Source organism: Streptomyces sp. Pv4-95, assembly GCF_045782725.1.
Lineage (GTDB): Bacteria > Actinomycetota > Actinomycetes > Streptomycetales > Streptomycetaceae > Streptomyces.
The window spans coordinates 3,370,441-3,389,813 of record NZ_CP127172.1 but is presented as its reverse complement, the minus strand read 5'-3'; the positions used below and the strand labels follow the sequence as shown (position 1 = coordinate 3,389,813).

Sequence of the window (19,373 nt, the reverse complement as noted above, 5' to 3'; positions counted from 1 at the left end):
GGTTGAGTCACGGGGCCCGCACGGCGGGCCCCGTTGGGTCCTCGCCAACCAAAAATCCAGGAGAGCCAGTGCCCCAGGAGAACTCTGCCCGCGACCAGGACGCACCCCAGGGACCGGATCGTGCCCAGGACGGCCCGAGCAAGGCCCCGCAAGGCCCCGAGTACGACTACGACGTCGTCGTCGTGGGCTCCGGCTTCGGCGGCGCCGTCTCCGCCCTGCGGCTGAGCGAGAAGGGCTACCGCGTCGGCGTCCTGGAGGCCGGCCGGCGCTTCACCCGGGAGACGCTGCCGAAGAATTCCTGGCACGTCCGCGACTACCTGTGGGCACCGGCCCTCGGCTGTTACGGCATCCAGCGGGTGCATCTGCTCGGCAACGTCATGGTGCTCGCGGGCGCCGGTGTCGGGGGCGGCTCGCTCAACTACGCCAACACCCTCTACGTCCCGCCGCCGCAGTTCTTCGAGGACCAGCAGTGGGGCCACATCACCGACTGGAACGCGGAGTTGGCGCCGTATTACGACCAGGCGAAGCGGATGCTGGGGGTGCGCCTGAACCCCACGATGACGCCGTCCGACATCCACCTCAAGGGCGCCGCGGAGAAGATGGGCGTGGGTGATTCGTTCCACCTCGCGCCGGTGGGTGTGTTCTTCGGCGACGGCCGCGACGCCGTGAACGGCCAGGACGCGGGCTCCCCGAAGGTCGCACCGGGTACCGAGGTCCCCGACCCGTACTTCGGCGGCAAGGGCCCGTCCCGCAAGGCGTGCACGGAGTGCGGCGAGTGCATGACCGGCTGCCGGCACGGCGCCAAGAACACGCTGAACGAGAACTACCTCCACCTCGCCGAGCAGGCCGGCGCCGTCATCCACCCGATGACCTCCGTCGTCACCGTCACCGAGGACTCGCAGGGCGGATTCGCCGTCGCCACCCTGCCCACCGACAAGAAGCGCAAGGGCCGGGGCCGGACCTTCACCGCCCGCCGGGTCGTCATCGCCGCCGGCACCTACGGCACCCAGAGCCTGCTGCACAAGATGAAGGACAGCGGGCTGCTGCCGGGGATCTCCGGCAAGCTGGGCGAGCTGACCCGCACCAACTCCGAGGCGCTCGTCGGGTCCCAGACGGACAACCGCCGCTACCGCAAGGTGCACGGCGAGGACGCCGACTTCACCCGGGGTGTCGCGATCACCTCGTCCATCCACCCCAACGCCAACACCCATATCGAACCGGTCCGTTACGGCAAGGGATCCAACGCGATGGGCGGCCTGTCCATCCTCCAGGTGCCGCTGCGGTCCGGCCGCGGCTCGCGCGCCGCCGCGTTCGCCGCCAACTGCGTCCGGCACCCCTTGTTGCTGCTGCGCTCGCTGTCCAACCGCCGCTGGTCCGAGCGCACCATCATCGGCCTGGTGATGCAGTCGCTGGACAACTCCCTGACGACGTACCGCAAGCCGAGCGGCATCGGAAAGGGCCTGCTCACCGCGCGCCAGGGGCACGGCGCGCCCAACCCGGACCAGATCCCGGAGGCGGCGGAGGCTGCCACCCTCCTCGCGCAGGAGATCAACGGCTTCGCGGGCAGCAATGTCGGCGAGCTGATGGGGACGCCGCTGACGGCGCACTTCCTGGGCGGCTGCCCGATCGGTGAGGACGCCGACCACGGCGTCATCGACCCCTACCACCGGCTCTACGGCCACCCGGGCATCTCGGTGGTGGACGGTGCCGCGGTCTCCGCCAACCTGGGCGTCAATCCGTCGCTGACGATCACCGCGCAGGCCGAGCGGGCGATGTCGTTCTGGCCGAACAAGGGCGAGGAGGACCCGCGGCCCGCGCAGGGCCGGGCGTACCGGCGGCTGGCGCCGGTCGAGCCGGTCAGCCCCGCGGTCCCGGAGAAGGCGTTCGGGGCGCTGAACCTGCCGTTCCTGGCGGTCCCCCCGGTCCCGCCGAAGGCATCCACGGCGGACTCGGAGCCCGCGGGGGCGACCGAGACGGCCTGACGCGCGGGAGATGGCGAAGGGGCCGCACCTGGCGGGTGCGGCCCCACTGTCGTGCGTCGTCGTTACGCGGCGGCGCCTTCGCTCTTGCGGCGGCGGACGACGAAGATCGCACCGGCACCCACGACCATCGCGACCCCGCCCACGAGGGCGAGGGTCGGCAGCGCGGAGGACGAACCGGTCTCGGCGAGCTTGCCGGTGACCGGGAGCTTCTCCAGACCGCCCTGCGGGGCGGGCTTGTTGGGCTTGCCCTCGCCCGGCTTGCCGGTGGCCGGCGGCACGGTGCCCGGCTTGCTGCCGGCCACCAGGATGTCGAAGTCGTACTCCGAGACCTCGGAGTAGCCGCAGACGTCGTCCTCGTTGTGGTACGCGCCGATGGTGAACGCGAAGCCGTAGCTGCCGGGGGTCTTGGCGTCGACCTTCAGGCGCAGCTCGGCGTCGGCGTACTCACCGGGCTTGAGGTTCGAGGTGGAGGCGAAGTAGCCCTCCTCGTCGGTGATCGCCTTCCAGCTGCCGGACTTCTCGTCGTACCACTGCACGGTCAGCAGCTTGGAGATGTCGTCGAAGTCGTCGGTGCTGATGCCGGCCAGCGCGACGAAGGCGTCGACCGACTTCATCGACTTGTCGGAGGTGTTGGTGGCGCGGAAGGTGAAGCTCTTCCAGCCGGAGCCGGCGACGATCTTGCTGGGCAGCCCGCGCAGCTCGGTGCTGATCGCGGCCTCGTCCGACTCCTCTTCGCAGGCCGGCTCGTCGGTGGGCTCGTCCGTCGGCTTCTCGGTGGGCGTGGCCGTGGTGGTCGGCTCGGCCGAGTCGGTGGGCTCGGTGTCGTCGCCGGGGGTGGCGGAGCCGGTCGGCTCGCCCTCCTCGTCGCCGGGCTCGGTGCCGGGGTCGGTGTCGTCGCCCGGGGTCTCGCCGGTGCCGGGGGTCTCGGCCGGCGCGGTGGCGTCGTCGGTCTCCTCGGCGTCGGGGGTGCCCGGCGTCGGGTCGGCGCTCGCGCTGGACTCGGTCTCAGGACCGGTCGTCGCGTAGGCGGCGGGGGCCGCCATGAGGGCGGCGGGGGCTATGACGGCCGTCGCGGCGGCAGCCGTCAGGGCACGGCGAAGCTTCATCGAGAAGACCTCTCGGGTCCAAAGTGCCGTAGGGAGGCACACGTTGGTGGCGGGCCGTCGCGGTGGGGCGCGGTATGGCCGTGCGATTGCAGGTACATGACCGGCGATGGCCGAAAAAGGTTGCCCTGGCCGGACAGATCGGTTCACGTGATGCCCGTCACGTTCGTCACAGCGGCCACACAGGGACCACAGAGTCCCTCCACAGCCACCGGACAGCGGCCTGACAACTTCCGCACGGTCCCGGGAAAGCGCACACACAGCACATGCACAGCGGGGACACAGCGAAGGGCCCCGGAAACGCCGTCCGCGAGGGGGGTGCGGACGGCCACGGGGCCCTTTGCTTTCGGTGCCGGCGTCAGGGCAGCGCCGGCACCGAGGGGCGGCGCTGGGGGGGGGGGGGGTAGCGCCGCTGGCTGTGGGGTGGTGCTGGATGGTGCGAACCGCGCGGTGGTGGGACCAATGACGGCGCGGAGGTACCGGCCGGGCGCGGCGGGTGGTGCGTCAAGCATCGTCCTGGATGCGCCTCACCCGGCGCAACCGTTTCGACCGGATGCGGTCGGCCCCGGGCGTCCCCAGGACCGACCACCCCATCGGATGTGACCGGGCTGCTGTCCCCTGCTGACCGGCCACGGCACCGGAACGAGGTCCCACGACACGGGCCGCTGTCAGCGGCCGACGTCTCATCGCTCCGGTTCTTTCCGCCCGCGGGGCGGCGTCTACGCGTAGTCCTGCAGGCCGCGCCTGGCTGGCGTGGCACCGGGAACAACGAAGCCCGGCGGCGGCCGGTCACGCGCCGTACGGGTGAGAGGCCGACCGAACTCAGATGCGGCTGTGGCGTCGGGCGCACGCGCCGGTGCCCGTGCGCCGTGAAGGGCCCCCGAAAAGGGTGCGGATTCGGCCACACCTCAGACGCGGCCCCGCGACAGTTCCAGCAGGGTCATCGCCAGCGCGGTGCCGGGCTTGCCCAGCTGGTCGCGGTAGTGGGCCAGGATCTCCATCTCGCGGGAGAGGTTGACCCGTCGCCCGCCGGATCCGATGCGCTCGCGCTGGATGACGGCCGAGACCGCGATCCGTTCCTGTACGAGGCCGATGATCCGCCCGTCGAGATCGTCGATCCGGCCGCGCGCGTCGGTGATCAGGCCGGCCGCCTCCGGGGTGCGGGCGCCGGTGTCCGGGGCGTCGTGGGCGGTCGCGGTCGTGCCGGGGGCCGTGGTGGTCTCGGTGCTCATGTCCGTCTCTCCTGGGGTGGTGTGACCCCGGAGCCGATGATCGGGTCCGAACAGACGCAGGCGCCCCGGACCTTGTCGGCCCGGGGCGCCTGGGAAGTTGCGCTCGTCAGTGGATCAAGCAGCACGACCATGGCAGCCGGACGGGCCGGTGCCATAGGTAAAGACGAAGGTCAGCTGCTTGGACATGGGGCTCAGTATGAGCCCGTTAGAATCGAAAGTCCAACCCCTGCTCCACACCGCCGGAAGGCCGCCGAAGTGCCATCAGGACCCCCTGCCGCCGCCCCGGACGTCGTCCTCGTAGTCGACTTCGGCGCGCAGTACGCCCAGCTCATCGCCCGCCGCGTCCGCGAGGCCCGGGTCTACAGCGAGATCGTTCCGTCCACCATGCCGGTGGCCGAGATGCTCGCCAAGAACCCGAAGGCGATCATCCTCTCCGGCGGCCCCTCGTCGGTCTACGCCGAGCACGCCCCCCGCCTGGACCGTGCGCTCTTCGAGGCCGGTGTCCCGGTCTTCGGTATGTGCTACGGCTTCCAGCTCATGGCCACCACCCTCGGCGGCACCGTCGACAACACCGGTGCGCGTGAGTACGGCCGTACCCCGCTGACGGTCTCCCGCCCCGGCTCCACCCTCTTCGAGGGCACCCCCGCCGAGCAGTCGGTGTGGATGTCGCACGGCGACGCCTGCTCCGCCGCCCCCGAGGGCTTCACCGTCACCGCGTCCACGGACGTCGTGCCGGTCGCCGCCTTCGAGAACGACGAGAAGAAGCTGTACGGCGTGCAGTACCACCCCGAGGTGATGCACTCCACGCACGGCCAGCAGGTGCTGGAGCACTTCCTCTACCGCGGCGCGGGCATCGAGCCGAGCTGGACCACCACCAGCGTGGTGGACGAGCAGGTCGCCGCGATCCGTGCGCAGATCGGCAACAAGCGCGCCATCTGCGGGCTGTCCGGCGGCGTCGACTCCGGGGTGGCCGCGGCCATCGTGCAGAAGGCCATCGGCGACCAGCTGACCTGCGTCTACGTCGACCACGGTCTGCAGCGCAAGGGCGAGTCCGAGCAGGTCGAGAAGGACTTCGTGGCCGCCACCGGCGTGCAGCTGAAGGTCGTGGACGCCGAGGACCGCTTCCTGGCCGCGCTGGCCGGCGTCACCGACCCCGAGCAGAAGCGAAAGATCATCGGGCGCGAGTTCATCCGCGTCTTCGAGCAGGCGCAGGCCGAGCTGGTCGCCGAGGCCGGCGCCCACGGCGAGGACGTGGCCTTCCTCGTCCAGGGCACGCTCTACCCGGACATCGTCGAGTCCGGCGGCGGCACCGGCACGGCCAACATCAAGTCGCACCACAACGTCGGCGGCCTGCCCGACGACATCGAGTTCGAGCTCGTCGAGCCGCTGCGGCAGCTCTTCAAGGACGAGGTCCGGATGGTCGGCACCGAGCTGGGCCTGCCGGACGAGATCGTCCAGCGCCAGCCGTTCCCCGGCCCCGGTCTGGGCATCCGGATCGTCGGCGAGGTCACCAAGGAGCGGCTCGACCTGCTCCGCGAGGCCGACGCCATCGCCCGCGAGGAGCTGACCGCGGCCGGTCTCGACCGCGAGATCTGGCAGTGCCCCGTCGTGCTGCTCGCCGATGTCCGCTCGGTGGGTGTCCAGGGCGACGGTCGCTCCTACGGCCACCCGATCGTGCTGCGCCCGGTCTCGTCCGAGGACGCGATGACGGCGGACTGGACGCGACTGCCGTACGACGTGCTGGCGCGCATCTCCACCCGCATCACCAACGAGGTCGCCGACGTCAACCGCGTCGTCCTCGACGTCACCAGCAAGCCGCCGGGCACCATCGAGTGGGAGTGACCCCACGGGCCCTCCCCGCTGCCTGACACCGACGCCGCCGCTCACCTTCCGAGCGGCGGCGTCGCTGTTTTCCGGTGGACGGCCGGCGGGCGGCGGGCCGCACGGGCGGGTGGGCGCCCATCCGGCAGGGTGTCGGGGACGCGGACGCGACGGCTCTGGACTTATTCCGTATGGTGGTGATGGAAGTCCATCATGCGGAAGTAATGGGGAGTGTGACGCAATGAGCACCATCGGATTCATCGGCCTCGGCATCATGGGCAGCCCGATGGCGGTGAACCTCGCGAAGGCCGGGCACACCGTGGTCGGCTGGAACCGCAGCCCGGGCCGCGCCGACGCACTGGTCGCGGCGGGCGGCAAGGAGGCGGCGTCGATCGCCGAGGCGGTCCGTGACGCCGACGTCGTCATCACCATGGTCCCGGCATCCCCGCAGGTCGAGGCGGTCGCGTACGGCCCCGACGGCATCCTGGAGAACGCCGGGCCCGGCACCCTGGTGATCGACCACTCCTCCATCACCCCGCAGACCTCCGTCGAGCTGGCGAAGGCGGCCGGCGACAAGGGCATCCGGGTGCTGGACGCCCCCGTCTCCGGCGGTGAGGCGGGTGCCGTCGAGGGCGTGCTGTCGATCATGGTCGGCGGCGACCAGGCCGACTTCGACGCCGCCCGGCCGGTCTTCGAGGTGGTCGGCAGGACCGTGGTGCGCTGCGGACCGCACGGCTCCGGTCAGACCGTCAAGGCCGCCAACCAGCTGATCGTCGCGGTGAATCTGCAGGCCGTGGCCGAGGCCGTGGTCTTCCTGGAGAAGTCCGGCGTCGACCTCGCCGCCGCGCTGGCCGTCCTCAACGGCGGGCTGGCCGGCTCCACCGTCCTGACCCGCAAGAAGGACGCCGTCCTCGCCCGGGACTTCACCCCCGGCTTCAAGCTGGAGCTGCACCACAAGGACATGGGCATCGTCACCGACGCCGCGCGCAGCGTCGGGGCCACCCTCCCGGTCGGTGCGGTCGCCGCCCAGCTCATCGGCTCCGCCGTGGCCCGCGGCGACGGCGGCCTCGACCACTCGGCGCTCCTGCGCGGCGTGGAGCGCCTGAGCGGCTGCGAGCAGGAATAGGCCGGGTCCTGGGGCCTCAGGAGGCCACGGCCTCCGCCAGGCGCTCCAGGGTGCCGGCCATCGCTGGTCCCATCCGCTTGGGGTAGCCGGGGAGTTCGACGACGAGGCGCGGCAGCCGGGCGCCCGACCAGTCGTAGGTGTGGGTGACCCGCGTGGTGCCGGCGGTGTCGGAGGCGGTCAGCTCGTACCGCCAGCACTGGCCCCCGACGAGCCGCCGGCCGCCGAACTCGCCCCAGGTCTGCCAGGTGATCAGCCGGTCCTGCTCGTACTCGACCACCACGTTCACCGAGCGGTACGGCACGCCGCCCTGCCGCATCGCCATGCTGAACCGGTCGCCGGGGCCCAGCACGTCCGGGCCCGCGGGCCGGCCTCGGAGCGTGCCCGAACCGTCCAGCTCCGCGTGCCGGGCCGGGGTCCGCAGGACGGTGAAGAGCTGCCCGGGCGTCGCGCTGATGTCCTTGCTGACCGATATGGCTCTCATGGTGTCCCCTCTGCTGCCGCCACGGCCCTGTTGCCGATGCGGCGGTACGGGCCGATGTGCGCTCGCCGGCGGCGGCTGCCGGCCGGCGTCCGTGGGCCCTCATCATGCAGGTTCGGGCAGGTCGGATCGTCACAGCCCTGGCCTCCTGAAGTACCGGAGGGTAGCTTCCGCCCCGAGCGCAGAGAACCACGTGCCAGGAGGAGAGCCGCGATGCCCGAGCCGACGCCGATCCCCACCGAGCAGCTGCATTTCGCGATGCCGCCGACGCACGCCACCGTCGAGGACGAGCGCCGCTACCGAAAGGAGCGCCTGGTCGCGGCGCTGCGGTTGTTCGGCCGCTTCGGCTTCGAGGAAGGCGTCGCTGGCCACATCACCGCGCGCGACCCGGAGTTCACCGACTGCTTCTGGGTCAACCCCTTCGGGATGTCCTTCAAGCTCATCACGGTCAGCGACCTGATCCTCGTCAACCACGAGGGCAAGGTCGTCGAGGGCCGCTATCACGTCAACCAGGCCGCGTTCGCGATCCACTCACAGGTCCACCGCGCCCGCCCCGACGTCATCGCCGCGGCCCACAGCCACTCCACCTACGGTCGGGCCCTCTCCTCCCTGGGCGAGCTGCTGGAGCCGATAACCCAGGACGTGTGCGCGTTCTACGAATCCCATGCGCTCTACGACGAGTACACGGGCGTCGTCGTCGACGCGGAGGAGGGCCGCCGGATCGCGGCCGCCCTCGGCCCGCACAAGGCGGTGATCCTGCGCAACCACGGGCTGCTGACGGTGGGCGACTCGGTGGACGCCGCGGCGTGGTGGTTCATCACCATGGAGCGGTCCTGCCAGGTGCAGCTGACCGCCAAGGCGGCCGGCAAGCCCGTCCTGATCGACCACCACAACGCCGTCCACACCCGCGAGCAGCTCGGTAACGACCTGGTCGCATGGATCAACTACCAACCCCTCTACCAGCAGATCGCGCGCAGCGAACCGGACCTCTTCGACTGAGGGGGTGGCGCAGGAGCGGTGCGGGCGATCCTGGGTGTATCGCCGCACCATGTGCCCGGAAAGCGGGACGGGTCGCCCGGCACCACGTCTACGAGGACAGCCTCGCGGTCGCGCGAGCCTTCGCCGCGGCGACCGAGCCGGAGAGCTGAGGGCGGGGCGGTGTCCTGCGGACCGGAGGCCGGGCCGCAGGACGCCCGGTCATCGTTGGGAGAGCAGATCGGTGAAGGGGTCGACGCCTGCCGAGATGCCGCGGCTGAACGGCGCGTCGAAGTCCCAGACCAGGAAGAGCAGGAACGCGATCAGCATGCTGAAGAGCCCCGCCATCAGCAACTCGCGCCCCGACCGCCTGATTTGCAGGGTGAAGATGACGCCGATGGTGACGGCGCCACCCGCGATGAGACCGAACCACACCACGGACGGCAGGGTGGACTCGGCCGCGTCGGCACGGGCGTTTCTGGCGCCGTCGGCCACCGCGATCTGGTCGACGATGGGTTGGTAGGACTGCTCCTCGAAGCTGTTGCGGGGGTGGTAGTCGGTGACGTCCGCCCGGACCTTTTGCAACAGGTCCGCACCGCGCTGGGTGAGCTCGCCCCGTTCACTCATGACCGGCCACTCCTTCTTCACCACGTGGCTGACATACGCTTCGACGTCCGCTCTGATGCGGTCCCGCTCCGGAGGGGCGTAGGCGCGCGCCCGTGCGCTGACTTCATGCAGGGCCTGGGCCTCGGTCCGCACGGTGTCCTCGGCGGCTCCGCGCGCCTCCCAGACGCCGGCGATGGCCAGGCCCAGGACGATCGCGTAGACCACGCCCACCATCATCGTCATGTACTCGATGACGTCCGGTGTCTCGGTCGGGTCGTCGTCGTCGCCGATCCTGCGCTGCCGCAGCACCGTGATGGCCAGGACGACGCCGCAGGCAGCGACCATGGCGATGGTCAGTACCAGCCATTGCGACATGGAACCTCCTACGAGGAACGGCGCCCGGACGAGCCGGACGGAGAGCTCGAACGGGGACGGAGAGCTGCGGCCGCCAGGACGGCGGGCGCGGTGATCAGCAAGGTCCTGGTCACCATGGAGCGGCTGTCACGCGGCTTCCGGGACACCGCTGCGTAGTTGCGCAGCGGCTCCGGTGAGGGTGCGGGCATGCGCAGCCGGGGTGTGGGCGAGGGGCGTGGCGCCGGTGGACGGCTGCGCTGCACCGGCGGCGGGGCCGGTGGCGTCGGGCGCACCGTCGGCCGGGGAGCCGGGGGCGGTGCGGGAATCCGCGGCGGCCGGGGCTTCGGCGGGCGCGGCGGGGTGGGTGTGGGCTTGGTGCAGGGGAATTGCCAGTCGTCGGGCATGGGGAACCCGGTGGGCACGTCGATGGGCGGACTCGTCCCGGCGAATGCGCAGTTGTCGCCCGTGACGGCCGCCGCCACGCGGCCTTCGACGTGTCCTTCGACGCGGCTGCCGTGAGCCGCTGCCGTGGGCGCCGTGCCCAGTGCCGCGGCGCCCCCGGCCAGTAACAGGAGCGCGGCCGCCGCGAGGCCCCGTCTCACCCGAGATATTCCATGTGGTCCATATGGTCCGTGAAGTCCGTGCGGTGCGTACACGCCGAGAGCTTGCGCAGCGCGAGGTCGGCTCAGCCCTACCGGTCCACCGGTTCGCCCGAACGGGGGAAGGTCGGTTCTTGCGCGGGCGTGCGCCGACCATCTGTGCGTATCGAGAACCCGCAGGCCCGGGGTCGGCCGCTCGCGACACCCGCCCATCGGCCACCAGCTGGACGGTTCACCGGTGCGCCCGTCAGGTAGGGCACAATTCCCGCTCACGGATGAGAAGTTGGCGACGAGTTGTGGCGGGGCGGTAGCGGACGTGTCGGTTGATGCGGCGGGCAGAGTGGCCGGAACGGGCGAGCCGGGAGGCGGCGCGCAGCGCGGCGACGGTGGTGCGTGCCGGTGCGGGAAGTGCCCGCACGGCGCCCGCGAGGGGCACCGGCAGGCGGTGGCCGCCTTCGTCGCACTGCGCGAGGACTTCGCCGCCGGCCGGGGCGTACCGGCCGGACTCGCGCGTTCCGCGGGCGCGGCACGTCAGTGGGTGTCCGATGAACTCTCTCTGTCCGCACGGACATTGGCCGAGCGTGCCGCCGCGGAGGGCACCGCGCGGCTGGCGGCCGCGGGGCGACGCACCCCGCTGGTCGCCTGGGCGCTGGTCGCCACGCTGCTGATCGGCCAGGCCCTGACCGCCATCGGGTCCGGCTGGACGGTGACGCGTACGGCAGGGCTGGTCGCGGCGATCGTCCCGGCCATGGCGCTGACCGTGGCGGCCTGGCGGGACGGCACGCACGGCGGGGCGTTGGCACCGCTCATCGGCGCCGACCGTCGGCTGTCCACCTCCCGCACGGTCGCGGCTGCCTGGGTGGCGGTGGCGCTGTACGCGGTCCTGATGGCGGCGGTGCAACTGGCCGCGGCGGGCGGGCCCCGCGAGCGCAGGAAGCTGCGCGCCGGCATCGAACTCGCCGTCTCCGCACCCTTGCTGACCGTGCTCGGCGCCGTCTGCGCCGTGGCCCTGCTCGCATACGGCCTGGTGGCCGCGCGGGTCAGGACCGGGCGCGTCCAGAAGGTCCCCGCCGCCCGGCCGCGCGCCGTCGATCTGCTGACGGACGACGCGGGCCGCGGCAGCTTCCCGGACGCGCAGTACGCGCTGGTGAACGCGGTCGGGGTGGCCTACGCCGTGGTGTGCCTGGCGGTCCGCCCCGATCAACTGCCGCGCCTCCCCTGGGGTGTGGCGGTCCTGGTGGTGCTCTCCGGGGCGACGTACCTGGCCGGCCGGGCGACGGCGGGCGGCCGCCCGGTCATCCTCTCGGTGGTCCGGTCCCGGGAGCTGGGCGACCTCGCCTCGCCGATCCGCACCGGCGACGACATCGAGATCCGCGGCACCGGCTTCGTCCCGCCGGGCGCCGGAACACCCGACCGGCTCGCCCGCACGGTCGTACGGATCGGCACGGTGCACGTCCCGGTCCCGCTGATCCCGGTCGTCGGCGGATTCGCCAACCCGACGGACGACGTCCTGACCGTGCCGGTACCGGTCGATGTCGAACCGGGCCGGGTCGAGGTCCGTGTTGTTACGGCGGCGGGGGCGGAGACCGGCGGCTACGCGATCGACGTGCAGGACTGAGGGGTCCCGGCGGGGGCGGTGGCCGGGGCGCGGCGGCCGGGGCCGGGTGCCTTCGTGAACGGTGGGCGTGATTGATTGCCGTGATCGGTTGCCGTGTGGCTTTGCGGTTCCGGTTGTGGTTGTGGTTGCGGATCGGTTGTGGCTGCCGTGGTCGGTGGGCGGTGGCCGCTGTGGGATTGCCCGGGCGGCCGGGCGGCGGCGGCCGGGTGTCTGGCGTCCGGGAGGTGCGGCCGGCCGGCGGCGCGGTGATTTTGCCAGACGTACCTCTCTGACGTGCATCGGACGGTTGAACGTTGTACGCACACGCGTCCGTATCTCCCCAGGAGGCGCGGTCGCGGGCACAATCGTCTGCGCCCGGTGGCAACGGAGAGGCGGACGTCATGGCTCACGCGGACCGTACGATCAGCGCAGACCTGAAAGGGGCGGGGGTCGGCGCTGCCGGCACCGGAGGGCGGGCGCGGGCGGCACGCCACGCGCTTCTCCCGTTGCGCATCTTCCTGGGCGGCACCTTCGCCTACGCAGGTGTCGACAAGCTGACGGACCCGGCCTTCCTGGCGGCCGACGGCAACGGATCGCTCGGCGCTCTGCTGGGGCAGGTCCATGACACGGCGGCGCTGCCGCAGTTGGTGGAGCTGGCGCAGCGCAGCCCGGTGGGCTTCGGCTACGCCATCGCCGTCGGTGAACTGCTGGTCGGCGTCGGGATTCTGGTCGGCCTGCTGGGACGGCTGGCGGCGGTCGGCGGAGCGCTGATCTCGCTGACGCTGTGGCTCACCGTGAGCTGGGCGACCTCGCCCTACTACTACGGCAATGACCTGGCCTACCTGATGGCCTGGATCCCGCTGGTGCTGGCGGGCACGCCAAGATTCTCGCTGGACGCGGCGCTGGCGAACCGCCGAGCCCGGCAGGGGCGGCAGCTGTTCGGCTGAGGGGTGGGCTGGGGCGCGGCTGAGGACGGGGCCGAGGGCCGAGGGCCGGGTGCCTCCGGCAGCAGGCAGGATCTGCCTGCTGCCGGAGGCACCCGGCCCGTCTTTGTGCTGAGGATCCAGGCGCGGCTGTGATTGCTGCTGCGGCTGTTGCTACGGCTGGTGCTGCGACTCGCGGCGTCTGCGGACCGGGGCCCAGATGGCGGCGGTGATGCCGGAGAGGACCAGCCCGAAGGGGAGGGCGAAGAAGAGCCAGGGGCCGGGGGCGTCCCAGGCGCCGAGGGCGTCGAGGCCGTAACCCGTGCCGACCGTGAGGGCGGTGGCGCCGGCGATCAGACGGGCCGGTTCGAAGGGGTGGCGCATCACGAGAGGGCTCCCTCGGAGATCCGGTGCGACGGTGGGACAAGGGCCTGCGCGCCGGCCGCGGGTGCCTCGGGTGCCTCGGGCGCCTGGGGCGCCTGGGGGGAGCGGCCGGTCGGGCTCGGGGGGACGGCTGCGTTCGACGGGGTGGGTGGGCTGGACGGGGCAGTTGGGGCCGTCGGAGCCGTCGGAGCGGTCGGTGGGATGGCCGGGGCGTAGGGCTGGACGTCCACCTGGCCGGCGCCGACCTTGAGGTCCAGCCGCAGGGAGCCGCGCGGCTTCTCGCCCTTCTTGAGACCTTCGGCGGGCAGGGTGACCGTCCGCTGCCGATCGCCGGCGGAGAGATCCACGTCGTCCGGGGCGTCGCCCGGCAGCTGGATGTCTCCCAGTCCGAGAGAGATGTGGAGGGTGACGGGGACGCCGCGAGGCAAGGTGACCTGCAGGCGTCCGGCGCCCACCTCCGCGCTGGTGTGGACCTTGTCATCGGCCTTCAGCGGCAGTCCTCGGAGGTCCAGGATGCCGTCGCCGGAGCCGAGTTCGTAGTGCTGCTCCACCGCGGCGACGCTGGTGGGGGCCCAGGTGCGGTGCTGCCAGTTGGTGGTGAGCTTGTCGGGCAGTGCCGTGGCGCCGGCCAGCAGGACCGCGGTCAGGACGACCATGAAGACCGTGCCGCCGCCGGTCCTCCCGCACCACGCGCTGAGCACCAGCCCCAGGCCGAGGACGACCAACGCCGCGGCGAGGCCGGCCTGCAAGGACGGTGTGAGGCCGTCGTACGCGGAGACGGCCAGGGTCGCGCCGGCACCGGCGAACATCGCCAGCAGGAAGGTCCATCCCCCGATCGAGCGGCCGGCGCGGGGAGTTCCCCGCCGCGGGGGCCGGGACGGCTCGGCGGGCCACTGCCGCCCCTGAGGGGGCGCGGCACCACGCCGCCCGCCCGCCGCACCCGCACCGTGCTCGAACTCGTACGTCACATCCAGGGGCAGGCTCTCGGGGCCCCAGAGGTAGCCCCCGCCCGCCGGCGGTTCCGCGGAGCGCGGATCACGCCACCAGGAAGGGGTGTTGGGCGCGGGGGGTGCCTTGGTCTCGGGTGGTGCGTCGGCGACGGTCTGGGCGGTCGCGGCGTCCATCGACTCCGCCCCCGCCGCTTCCGCCCGCCGGCGCTGCCGCGACCAGTAGGCGGAGCCGGCCACCACCAGCGTCAGCATGATGGCGAAGGACATGACGCTGCCCTTGCCGAGCGTCGTCAGGAACAGCCCGCAGCCGATCAGCGCGAAGAGCAGGGCCGTCAGCGCGGAGCCCTCGACGCGGCCGGAGAGCAGCCGGCGGCCCTCGTTCTCCTCCTCGCCGTCGAGCGGGATGAGCAGCCAGGCGAAGCCGTAGGCGATGAGCCCGAGGCCGCCGGAGAGCGACAGGACCGCCAGCACGATGCGGAAGATCACCGGGTCGAGATCCCAGTGCCGGCCCAGCCCGCCGCAGACCCCGCCGACGACCTTGTGCCGCCGGCTGCGGCGCAGCGGGACATGGGGCGGGGTGGGACCGGCGGCGTCGGAGGGCGCCGGCTCCTCAGCGTGGGCTGCATCGTTCATGGACCCATGGTGACAACCGCGGCGAGGTCCCGACATCCGTGGGAACCCTGGCAGATCCCTGAGATCGGCCCTGAGGCCGTGCCGGTCACGGCGTCACCGTGACCGGCTCCCACCGCGAGCATGCCCCGGACGCCGGACGCCGGACGCCGGACGCCGGACGCCGGACGCCGGTTGCCGAGCGCCCAGCGCGGGACGCCGGATGCCGGTCGCCGGACGCTGTACGCCGACATCGAGCGCCGTGGCAAGGCCCGCGCGTCGAGGTGTGGCCCTGATATCGCCCGGGAGTTCGCATATCGCCCGGGACCGCGGTCCGACGGCGGCTCCAGGGGCGGACAGCCGGTGGCCGAAGCCCGATCCCGCGGCCCCGGGGACTATCGTTGCGCCCCGGATACGTACGGGTTTCCGGAGGGGCGTGCGGTGACGGAGGCGGCGTCGGTGGACGAGGGGCGACTGGTCGCCGGGCGGTACCGCCTGGTCGAACGGATAGGCCAGGGCGGCATGGGCACCGTCTGGCGTGCCCGGGACGAGGTCCTCGGGCGCCAGGTCGCGGTCAAGCGGCTGCATGTCTCGCCCCAGTTGGAGGCCGACGAACTCGCCACCCGCCACGAGCGCACGACCCGGGAGGCGCAGGCCGCGGCCCGGATCAATCACCCGAACGTGGTGGGGGTCCACGACGTCGTGGACGACGCCGGGCTGCCCTGCATCGTCATGGAGTACGTGCCGTCCTCCACTCTCGGCGACGCCATCAAGGAGGCTGCCCGCGCCGACCGTTCGGTGCCGACCAGGGAGGCCGCGCGCATCGGACGCGGGATGATCGCCGCGCTCCGGGCCGCGCACTCCGCCGGTGTGCTGCACCGTGACGTCAAGCCGGGCAACGTTCTGCTCGGTGAGGGCGGCCGGGTCGTCCTCACGGACTTCGGGATCGCCGTCGCCAGCGGAACCTCCACCCTCACCAAGACCGGTGAGCTGGTCGGCTCCATCGACTACTTGGCGCCCGAGCGGGTCAAGGGCGGCACCCCCGGGCCCGCCTCCGATCTGTGGGCGCTGGGCGCGACGCTCTATCAGGCGGTCGAGGGGCGGCCCCCGTTCCGTAAGCCCACCGCGATCGAGACGGCGTACGCCATCGCCGTGGACCCGTTGGTGCCGCCGCGGAACGCCGGTCCGCTGACCCCGCTCATCGAGGCGCTGCTCGCCAAGGAGCCGGCGGACCGGCCGACGGCCGCGGTCGTCGAGCAGGCGCTACGGGCCGCCGAAGGTGAGGCGGACACCGCGCTGATCGGCTGGCCGACGCTGGCGCTCGGGACCGTCGACCGCGACCGGACGGCGCCCGCCGACTCGTCCGACTCGACCGGGCCCACCGCGTCCACCGGACCGACCGTCTCGACCGGGCCGACCGTCTCGACCGGGCCGACCGTCTCGACCGGGTCGAGCGCGTCGGCCGAGGCGCCCACGCGCCCGGTGTACGCGGCGGGTCACGGGGCCACGCCGGCCACCGGTACGGGCACCGCCGCCGTCACCGGTAGCGGCACGGGCGTCCATGGCGGTACCGGTACGGGCGCGGGCACGGCGTCCGCGGCGAACGGAGTGGCGGTCCCGGCGGCGGCGGGCCACCTCGCGGCCACCGAGGGCCCCACGAACGTGCAGGCCACGGTCTCGCTGCCCGGTAAGCGGCGCGGCCGGGTCGTGGCCTGGTCCGTCGTGGGGGTGCTGATCGCCGGCGGCGGTGCCGGGGCGGCCTGGTACTTCGTCCACAGCAACGTCTCCGACGCGTCCCAGGCGACCGGGAGCAAGACCACGCCCGTGCAGCCCAGCGTCCCGGAGAGCAGCGTCGGCCCGCCGCCGCCCCTGCCCGCGGGTTTCCACCGCGCCAAGGAGCCGGCGATGGGCATCTCCTTCCCGGTGCCCGACGGCTGGAAGCGCGAGGTCAAGGACGGCGGCCGACAGGTCAACTACGCGTCCGAGTCCGAACTGGCGGCGCTGACGATCAACGTCCTGGACTTCTCCTCGGCGGACCAGGTGCAGCACTTCAAGGACGTCGAGGCGGACCTCAAGGTGGAGTACCCGAGTTACAAGCGACTGCGGCTCCAGGGCACCGTCTTCCAGGGCGATCCCGCCGCCATCTGGGAGTTCTCCTTCATGGGCCGGGTCCGTGAATACCGGGGGATCGACCTGGGCTTCGGCCGCGAGGGCGCCAAGGAGTACGCCATCTATGTCTCCGCGCCGAGCGCGAACTGGCCGAAGTACGAAAAGGTCTTCTCCCACGTGAAGGACGGCTTCCGTAAGGACAGCTCCGACAGCTGACGGGTAGCGGGGGCGGCGACGGGTACGGACCTGCGCGGGCCGAGGCAGGGCGCGCGAACGGCCGTCGGCCCGCTGCCGGCCCCCTATGTCCGGCCGCTGCAACGTCAGGGGTCGCTTCAGGGTCCTCCCTGATGCCTTGCGGCCCGGCACCGTGTGACGATCGGGGACATGACCACCGCGCCGCCCCGTGCCGGGACCATCTACGCCCCGACGCCGGACCCTGACGAACCACCCGTGCGCAAGCTCTACCGCAGCGCGGACGGCAGGCTGCTCGGCGGGGTCGCGCGGGGGCTGGCCGGGCATCTGGGGCTGCCGGTCTCGTGGGTGCGGGTCGTGTTCGTGGCGCTGTTCCTGGCGGACGGCATGGGCGCACTGCTCTACGCCGCGTTCTGGTTCTTCGTGCCCCTGGGCGTCGGCGGCGTCGAGGCCAGGGGCCGGCGGTCCCGCAAGGCCGACGACCGACGCCTGCTGCGCGGCCGCAGGCCCGACAAAGGCCAGGTCTTCGCGCTGATCGCGTTGCTGATCGGCGCGTCCGTCGTCGCGTCCAGGTTCGAGTTGGCCCGGGCCAACGGCTATCTCTGGCCGGTGCTGCTGATCGGCGCCGGTGTCGCCCTGGTATGGCGTCAGGCGGACAACTCCCGGCGCGCCCAGTGGCTGGAGCTCGGCCGGCGCAAGGGCCTGCTGCCGGTGCTGCGCGGCGCGGCCGGAGTGCTGCTGGTCGGCATCGGCGTGACCGGCATCGTCGTGCTCCAGGGATCGGTCCGCCATCTCGGCTCGGTGCTGCAGGCCGCGCTCGCCGTCGTCGTGGGCATCGCTCTGCTGGCGGGCCCCTACCTCGTGCGGATGACGCAGGACCTCTCCGAGGAACGGCTGATGCGCATCCGGGCGCAGGAGCGCGCCGAGGTCGCCGCCCATGTCCACGACTCCGTGCTGCACACCCTCACCCTCATCCAGCGCAGCGCCGATGACCCCCGGGAGGTGGCGCGGCTGGCGCGCGCCCAGGAGCGCGAACTGCGCGCGTGGCTGTACAAACCCGAGGGCCGTGGCAAGGAGGAGGACGAGGAGCCGACGACCCTCGCCGAGGCGGTGCGCACGGCCGCCGCGGAGGTGGAGGACCACCACGGCGTACCGATCGAGGTCGTGGTCGTTGGTGACTGCCCGCTCGACGACGCCGTGAGCGCCCAGATGCAGGCCGCACGCGAGGCGATGGTCAACGCCGCCAAGTACGGTGGCGAGGGGGGCGCGGTGCAGGTGTTCGCCGAGGTGGAGGGCCGGTCGGTCTTCCTTTCGGTGCGCGACCACGGCCCCGGCTTCGACCTGGACGCCGTGCCCGAGGACCGGATGGGCGTCCGTGAATCCATCATCGGACGGATGGAGCGCCACGGCGGCACGGCCCGGCTGCGGTCCGCCCCCGACGGCGGCACCGTGGTCGAGCTGGAGATGGAGCGCACGGAGTGAGCGCGTGGACGGCACCGACGGACGGCCGCGGCACAAACCACCGTGCGGGGCAGCGGGCGGGGGACGGAGCGAGGGATGATGGCGGAGCAGACACCGAGGGACGGGCGGACGAGATGAGCAGCGACGGCGCACAGCAGGGCGAGGCCGGCACCGGGGCGGCCGAGGGCCGGACCGTACGGGTCGTCCTCGTCGACGACCACCGGATGTTCCGTACGGGCGTCCAGGCCGAGATCGGGGAGACCGAACGCACCGGCGTCGAGGTGGTCGGCGAGGCCGCCGACGTCGACCAGGCCGTCACGGTCATCACCGCCACCCGCCCGGAGGTCGTTCTGCTGGACGTCCATCTGCCCGGCGGCGGCGGTGTCGAGGTGCTGCGCCGCAGCGCCGCGATGATGGCCGACGCCGACCGCCCGGTCCGCTTCCTCGCGCTCTCCGTCTCCGACGCCGCCGAGGACGTCATCGGCGTCATCCGGGGCGGCGCCCGCGGCTACGTCACCAAGACGATCACCGGTACGGACCTGGTCAACGCGGTCTTCCGGGTGGCCGACGGCGACGCGGTGTTCTCCCCTCGGCTGGCCGGCTTCGTGCTGGACGCCTTCGCCTCCACCGACGCCCCGCCCGTCGACGAGGACATGGACCGCCTCACCCAGCGCGAGCGCGAGGTGCTGCGGCTGATCGCCCGCGGATACGCGTACAAGGAGATCGCCAAGCAGCTGTTCATCTCCGTCAAGACGGTCGAATCGCATGTCTCGGCGGTGCTCAGGAAGCTCCAGCTCTCCAACCGCCACGAGCTGACGCGCTGGGCGACGGCCCGCCGGCTGGTCTGAGACCCCGGCCGCACGACGGGACTC

16 protein-coding genes are annotated in these 19,373 nt (G+C 72.4%); 10 read left to right on the top strand and 6 right to left on the bottom strand.

The window, feature by feature from the left end:
* Nucleotides 1–68: 68 nt before the first annotated feature.
* Complete coding sequence (locus tag QOM21_RS14825; protein ID WP_407550393.1) at nucleotides 69–1,982, top strand: GMC oxidoreductase; 1,914 nt, start codon at nucleotides 69–71, stop codon at nucleotides 1,980–1,982.
* A 62-nt stretch (nucleotides 1,983–2,044) separates the two neighbouring features.
* Here QOM21_RS14825 and QOM21_RS14820 read toward each other — a convergent pair whose 3' ends face one another.
* Entirely contained in the window at nucleotides 2,045–3,088 is a 1,044-nt protein-coding gene (locus tag QOM21_RS14820) for an LAETG motif-containing sortase-dependent surface protein (protein ID WP_407550392.1), read from the bottom strand.
* A gap of 905 nt (nucleotides 3,089–3,993) precedes the next feature.
* Nucleotides 3,994–4,317 (bottom strand): chorismate mutase, encoded by a 324-nt coding sequence (locus QOM21_RS14815; protein WP_407550390.1) that lies wholly within the window; start codon nucleotides 4,315–4,317, stop codon nucleotides 3,994–3,996.
* A 255-nt stretch (nucleotides 4,318–4,572) separates the two neighbouring features.
* Between QOM21_RS14815 and guaA the strand changes: the two genes are divergently transcribed.
* Both guaA and QOM21_RS14805 read left to right on the top strand, forming a co-directional pair.
* Nucleotides 4,573–6,159: a glutamine-hydrolyzing GMP synthase gene (gene guaA / locus QOM21_RS14810; RefSeq protein ID WP_393894698.1), complete on the top strand. Its 1,587-nt coding sequence runs from the start codon at nucleotides 4,573–4,575 to the stop codon at nucleotides 6,157–6,159.
* 220 nt (nucleotides 6,160–6,379) lie between these two features.
* Entirely contained in the window at nucleotides 6,380–7,264 is an 885-nt protein-coding gene (locus tag QOM21_RS14805; RefSeq protein ID WP_407550389.1) for a 2-hydroxy-3-oxopropionate reductase, read from the top strand.
* Between the two features lie 16 nt (nucleotides 7,265–7,280).
* Here the strand turns inward: QOM21_RS14805 and QOM21_RS14800 are convergent, their stop codons facing one another.
* On the bottom strand, nucleotides 7,281–7,745 hold the full coding sequence (locus tag QOM21_RS14800; RefSeq protein ID WP_407550387.1) for an SRPBCC family protein: 465 nt from the start codon (nucleotides 7,743–7,745) through the stop codon (nucleotides 7,281–7,283).
* A gap of 36 nt (nucleotides 7,746–7,781) precedes the next feature.
* Here QOM21_RS14800 and QOM21_RS14795 point away from each other — a divergent pair, with 36 nt between their 5' ends.
* Nucleotides 7,782–8,741, top strand: a complete 960-nt coding sequence (locus QOM21_RS14795; RefSeq protein WP_407550385.1) for a class II aldolase/adducin family protein — start codon at nucleotides 7,782–7,784, stop codon at nucleotides 8,739–8,741.
* 198 nt (nucleotides 8,742–8,939) lie between these two features.
* Here the strand turns inward: QOM21_RS14795 and QOM21_RS14790 are convergent, their stop codons facing one another.
* The gene (locus QOM21_RS14790) at nucleotides 8,940–9,698 is read right to left on the bottom strand and encodes a hypothetical protein (RefSeq protein WP_407550384.1); all 759 of its coding nucleotides are present in this window, start codon (nucleotides 9,696–9,698) and stop codon (nucleotides 8,940–8,942) included.
* Between QOM21_RS14790 and QOM21_RS14785 the strand changes: the two genes are divergently transcribed.
* From QOM21_RS14785 to QOM21_RS14775, 3 genes are all read left to right on the top strand, one after another.
* Nucleotides 9,690–9,854, top strand: coding sequence for a hypothetical protein (locus tag QOM21_RS14785; protein WP_407550382.1), 165 nt, complete (start codon nucleotides 9,690–9,692; stop codon nucleotides 9,852–9,854). The genes QOM21_RS14790 and QOM21_RS14785 overlap by 9 nt on opposite strands.
* A 738-nt stretch (nucleotides 9,855–10,592) precedes the next feature.
* Nucleotides 10,593–11,894, top strand: coding sequence for a hypothetical protein (locus tag QOM21_RS14780; protein WP_407550380.1), 1,302 nt, complete (start codon nucleotides 10,593–10,595; stop codon nucleotides 11,892–11,894).
* Nucleotides 11,895–12,274: 380 nt separating this feature from the next.
* The gene (locus tag QOM21_RS14775) at nucleotides 12,275–12,820 is read left to right on the top strand and encodes a DoxX family protein (RefSeq protein ID WP_407550379.1); all 546 of its coding nucleotides are present in this window, start codon (nucleotides 12,275–12,277) and stop codon (nucleotides 12,818–12,820) included.
* 150 nt (nucleotides 12,821–12,970) lie between these two features.
* Here QOM21_RS14775 and QOM21_RS14770 read toward each other — a convergent pair whose 3' ends face one another.
* Nucleotides 12,971–13,180, bottom strand: a complete 210-nt coding sequence (locus QOM21_RS14770; protein ID WP_407555675.1) for a hypothetical protein — start codon at nucleotides 13,178–13,180, stop codon at nucleotides 12,971–12,973.
* Nucleotides 13,180–14,763, bottom strand: coding sequence for a PspC domain-containing protein (locus QOM21_RS14765; protein WP_407550377.1), 1,584 nt, complete (start codon nucleotides 14,761–14,763; stop codon nucleotides 13,180–13,182). The genes QOM21_RS14770 and QOM21_RS14765 overlap by 1 nt, the downstream gene beginning before the upstream one ends.
* A 417-nt stretch (nucleotides 14,764–15,180) precedes the next feature.
* Between QOM21_RS14765 and QOM21_RS14760 the strand changes: the two genes are divergently transcribed.
* From QOM21_RS14760 to QOM21_RS14750, 3 genes are all read left to right on the top strand, one after another.
* Complete coding sequence (locus QOM21_RS14760; protein ID WP_407550376.1) at nucleotides 15,181–17,064, top strand: protein kinase domain-containing protein; 1,884 nt, start codon at nucleotides 15,181–15,183, stop codon at nucleotides 17,062–17,064.
* Between the two features lie 168 nt (nucleotides 17,065–17,232).
* On the top strand, nucleotides 17,233–18,522 hold the full coding sequence (locus tag QOM21_RS14755) for a PspC domain-containing protein (RefSeq protein ID WP_407550374.1): 1,290 nt from the start codon (nucleotides 17,233–17,235) through the stop codon (nucleotides 18,520–18,522).
* Nucleotides 18,523–18,635: 113 nt separating this feature from the next.
* Nucleotides 18,636–19,349 (top strand): LuxR C-terminal-related transcriptional regulator, encoded by a 714-nt coding sequence (locus QOM21_RS14750; RefSeq protein ID WP_407550372.1) that lies wholly within the window; start codon nucleotides 18,636–18,638, stop codon nucleotides 19,347–19,349.
* Nucleotides 19,350–19,373: the final 24 nt, after the last annotated feature.

Coding starts and splice junctions, on each gene's coding strand:
- QOM21_RS14820 (WP_407550392.1), bottom strand. CDS start 3,088: ATGAAGCTTCGCCGTGCCCTGACGGCTGCCGCCGCGACGGCCGTCATA.
- QOM21_RS14815 (WP_407550390.1), bottom strand. CDS start 4,317: ATGAGCACCGAGACCACCACGGCCCCCGGCACGACCGCGACCGCCCAC.
- QOM21_RS14805 (WP_407550389.1), top strand. CDS start 6,380: ATGAGCACCATCGGATTCATCGGCCTCGGCATCATGGGCAGCCCGATG.
- QOM21_RS14800 (WP_407550387.1), bottom strand. CDS start 7,745: ATGAGAGCCATATCGGTCAGCAAGGACATCAGCGCGACGCCCGGGCAG.
- QOM21_RS14795 (WP_407550385.1), top strand. CDS start 7,782: ATGCGGCGGTACGGGCCGATGTGCGCTCGCCGGCGGCGGCTGCCGGCC.
- QOM21_RS14790 (WP_407550384.1), bottom strand. CDS start 9,698: ATGTCGCAATGGCTGGTACTGACCATCGCCATGGTCGCTGCCTGCGGC.
- QOM21_RS14775 (WP_407550379.1), top strand. CDS start 12,275: ATGGCTCACGCGGACCGTACGATCAGCGCAGACCTGAAAGGGGCGGGG.
- QOM21_RS14770 (WP_407555675.1), bottom strand. CDS start 13,180: ATGCGCCACCCCTTCGAACCGGCCCGTCTGATCGCCGGCGCCACCGCC.
- QOM21_RS14765 (WP_407550377.1), bottom strand. CDS start 14,763: ATGAACGATGCAGCCCACGCTGAGGAGCCGGCGCCCTCCGACGCCGCC.
- QOM21_RS14755 (WP_407550374.1), top strand. CDS start 17,233: ATGACCACCGCGCCGCCCCGTGCCGGGACCATCTACGCCCCGACGCCG.
- QOM21_RS14750 (WP_407550372.1), top strand. CDS start 18,636: ATGAGCAGCGACGGCGCACAGCAGGGCGAGGCCGGCACCGGGGCGGCC.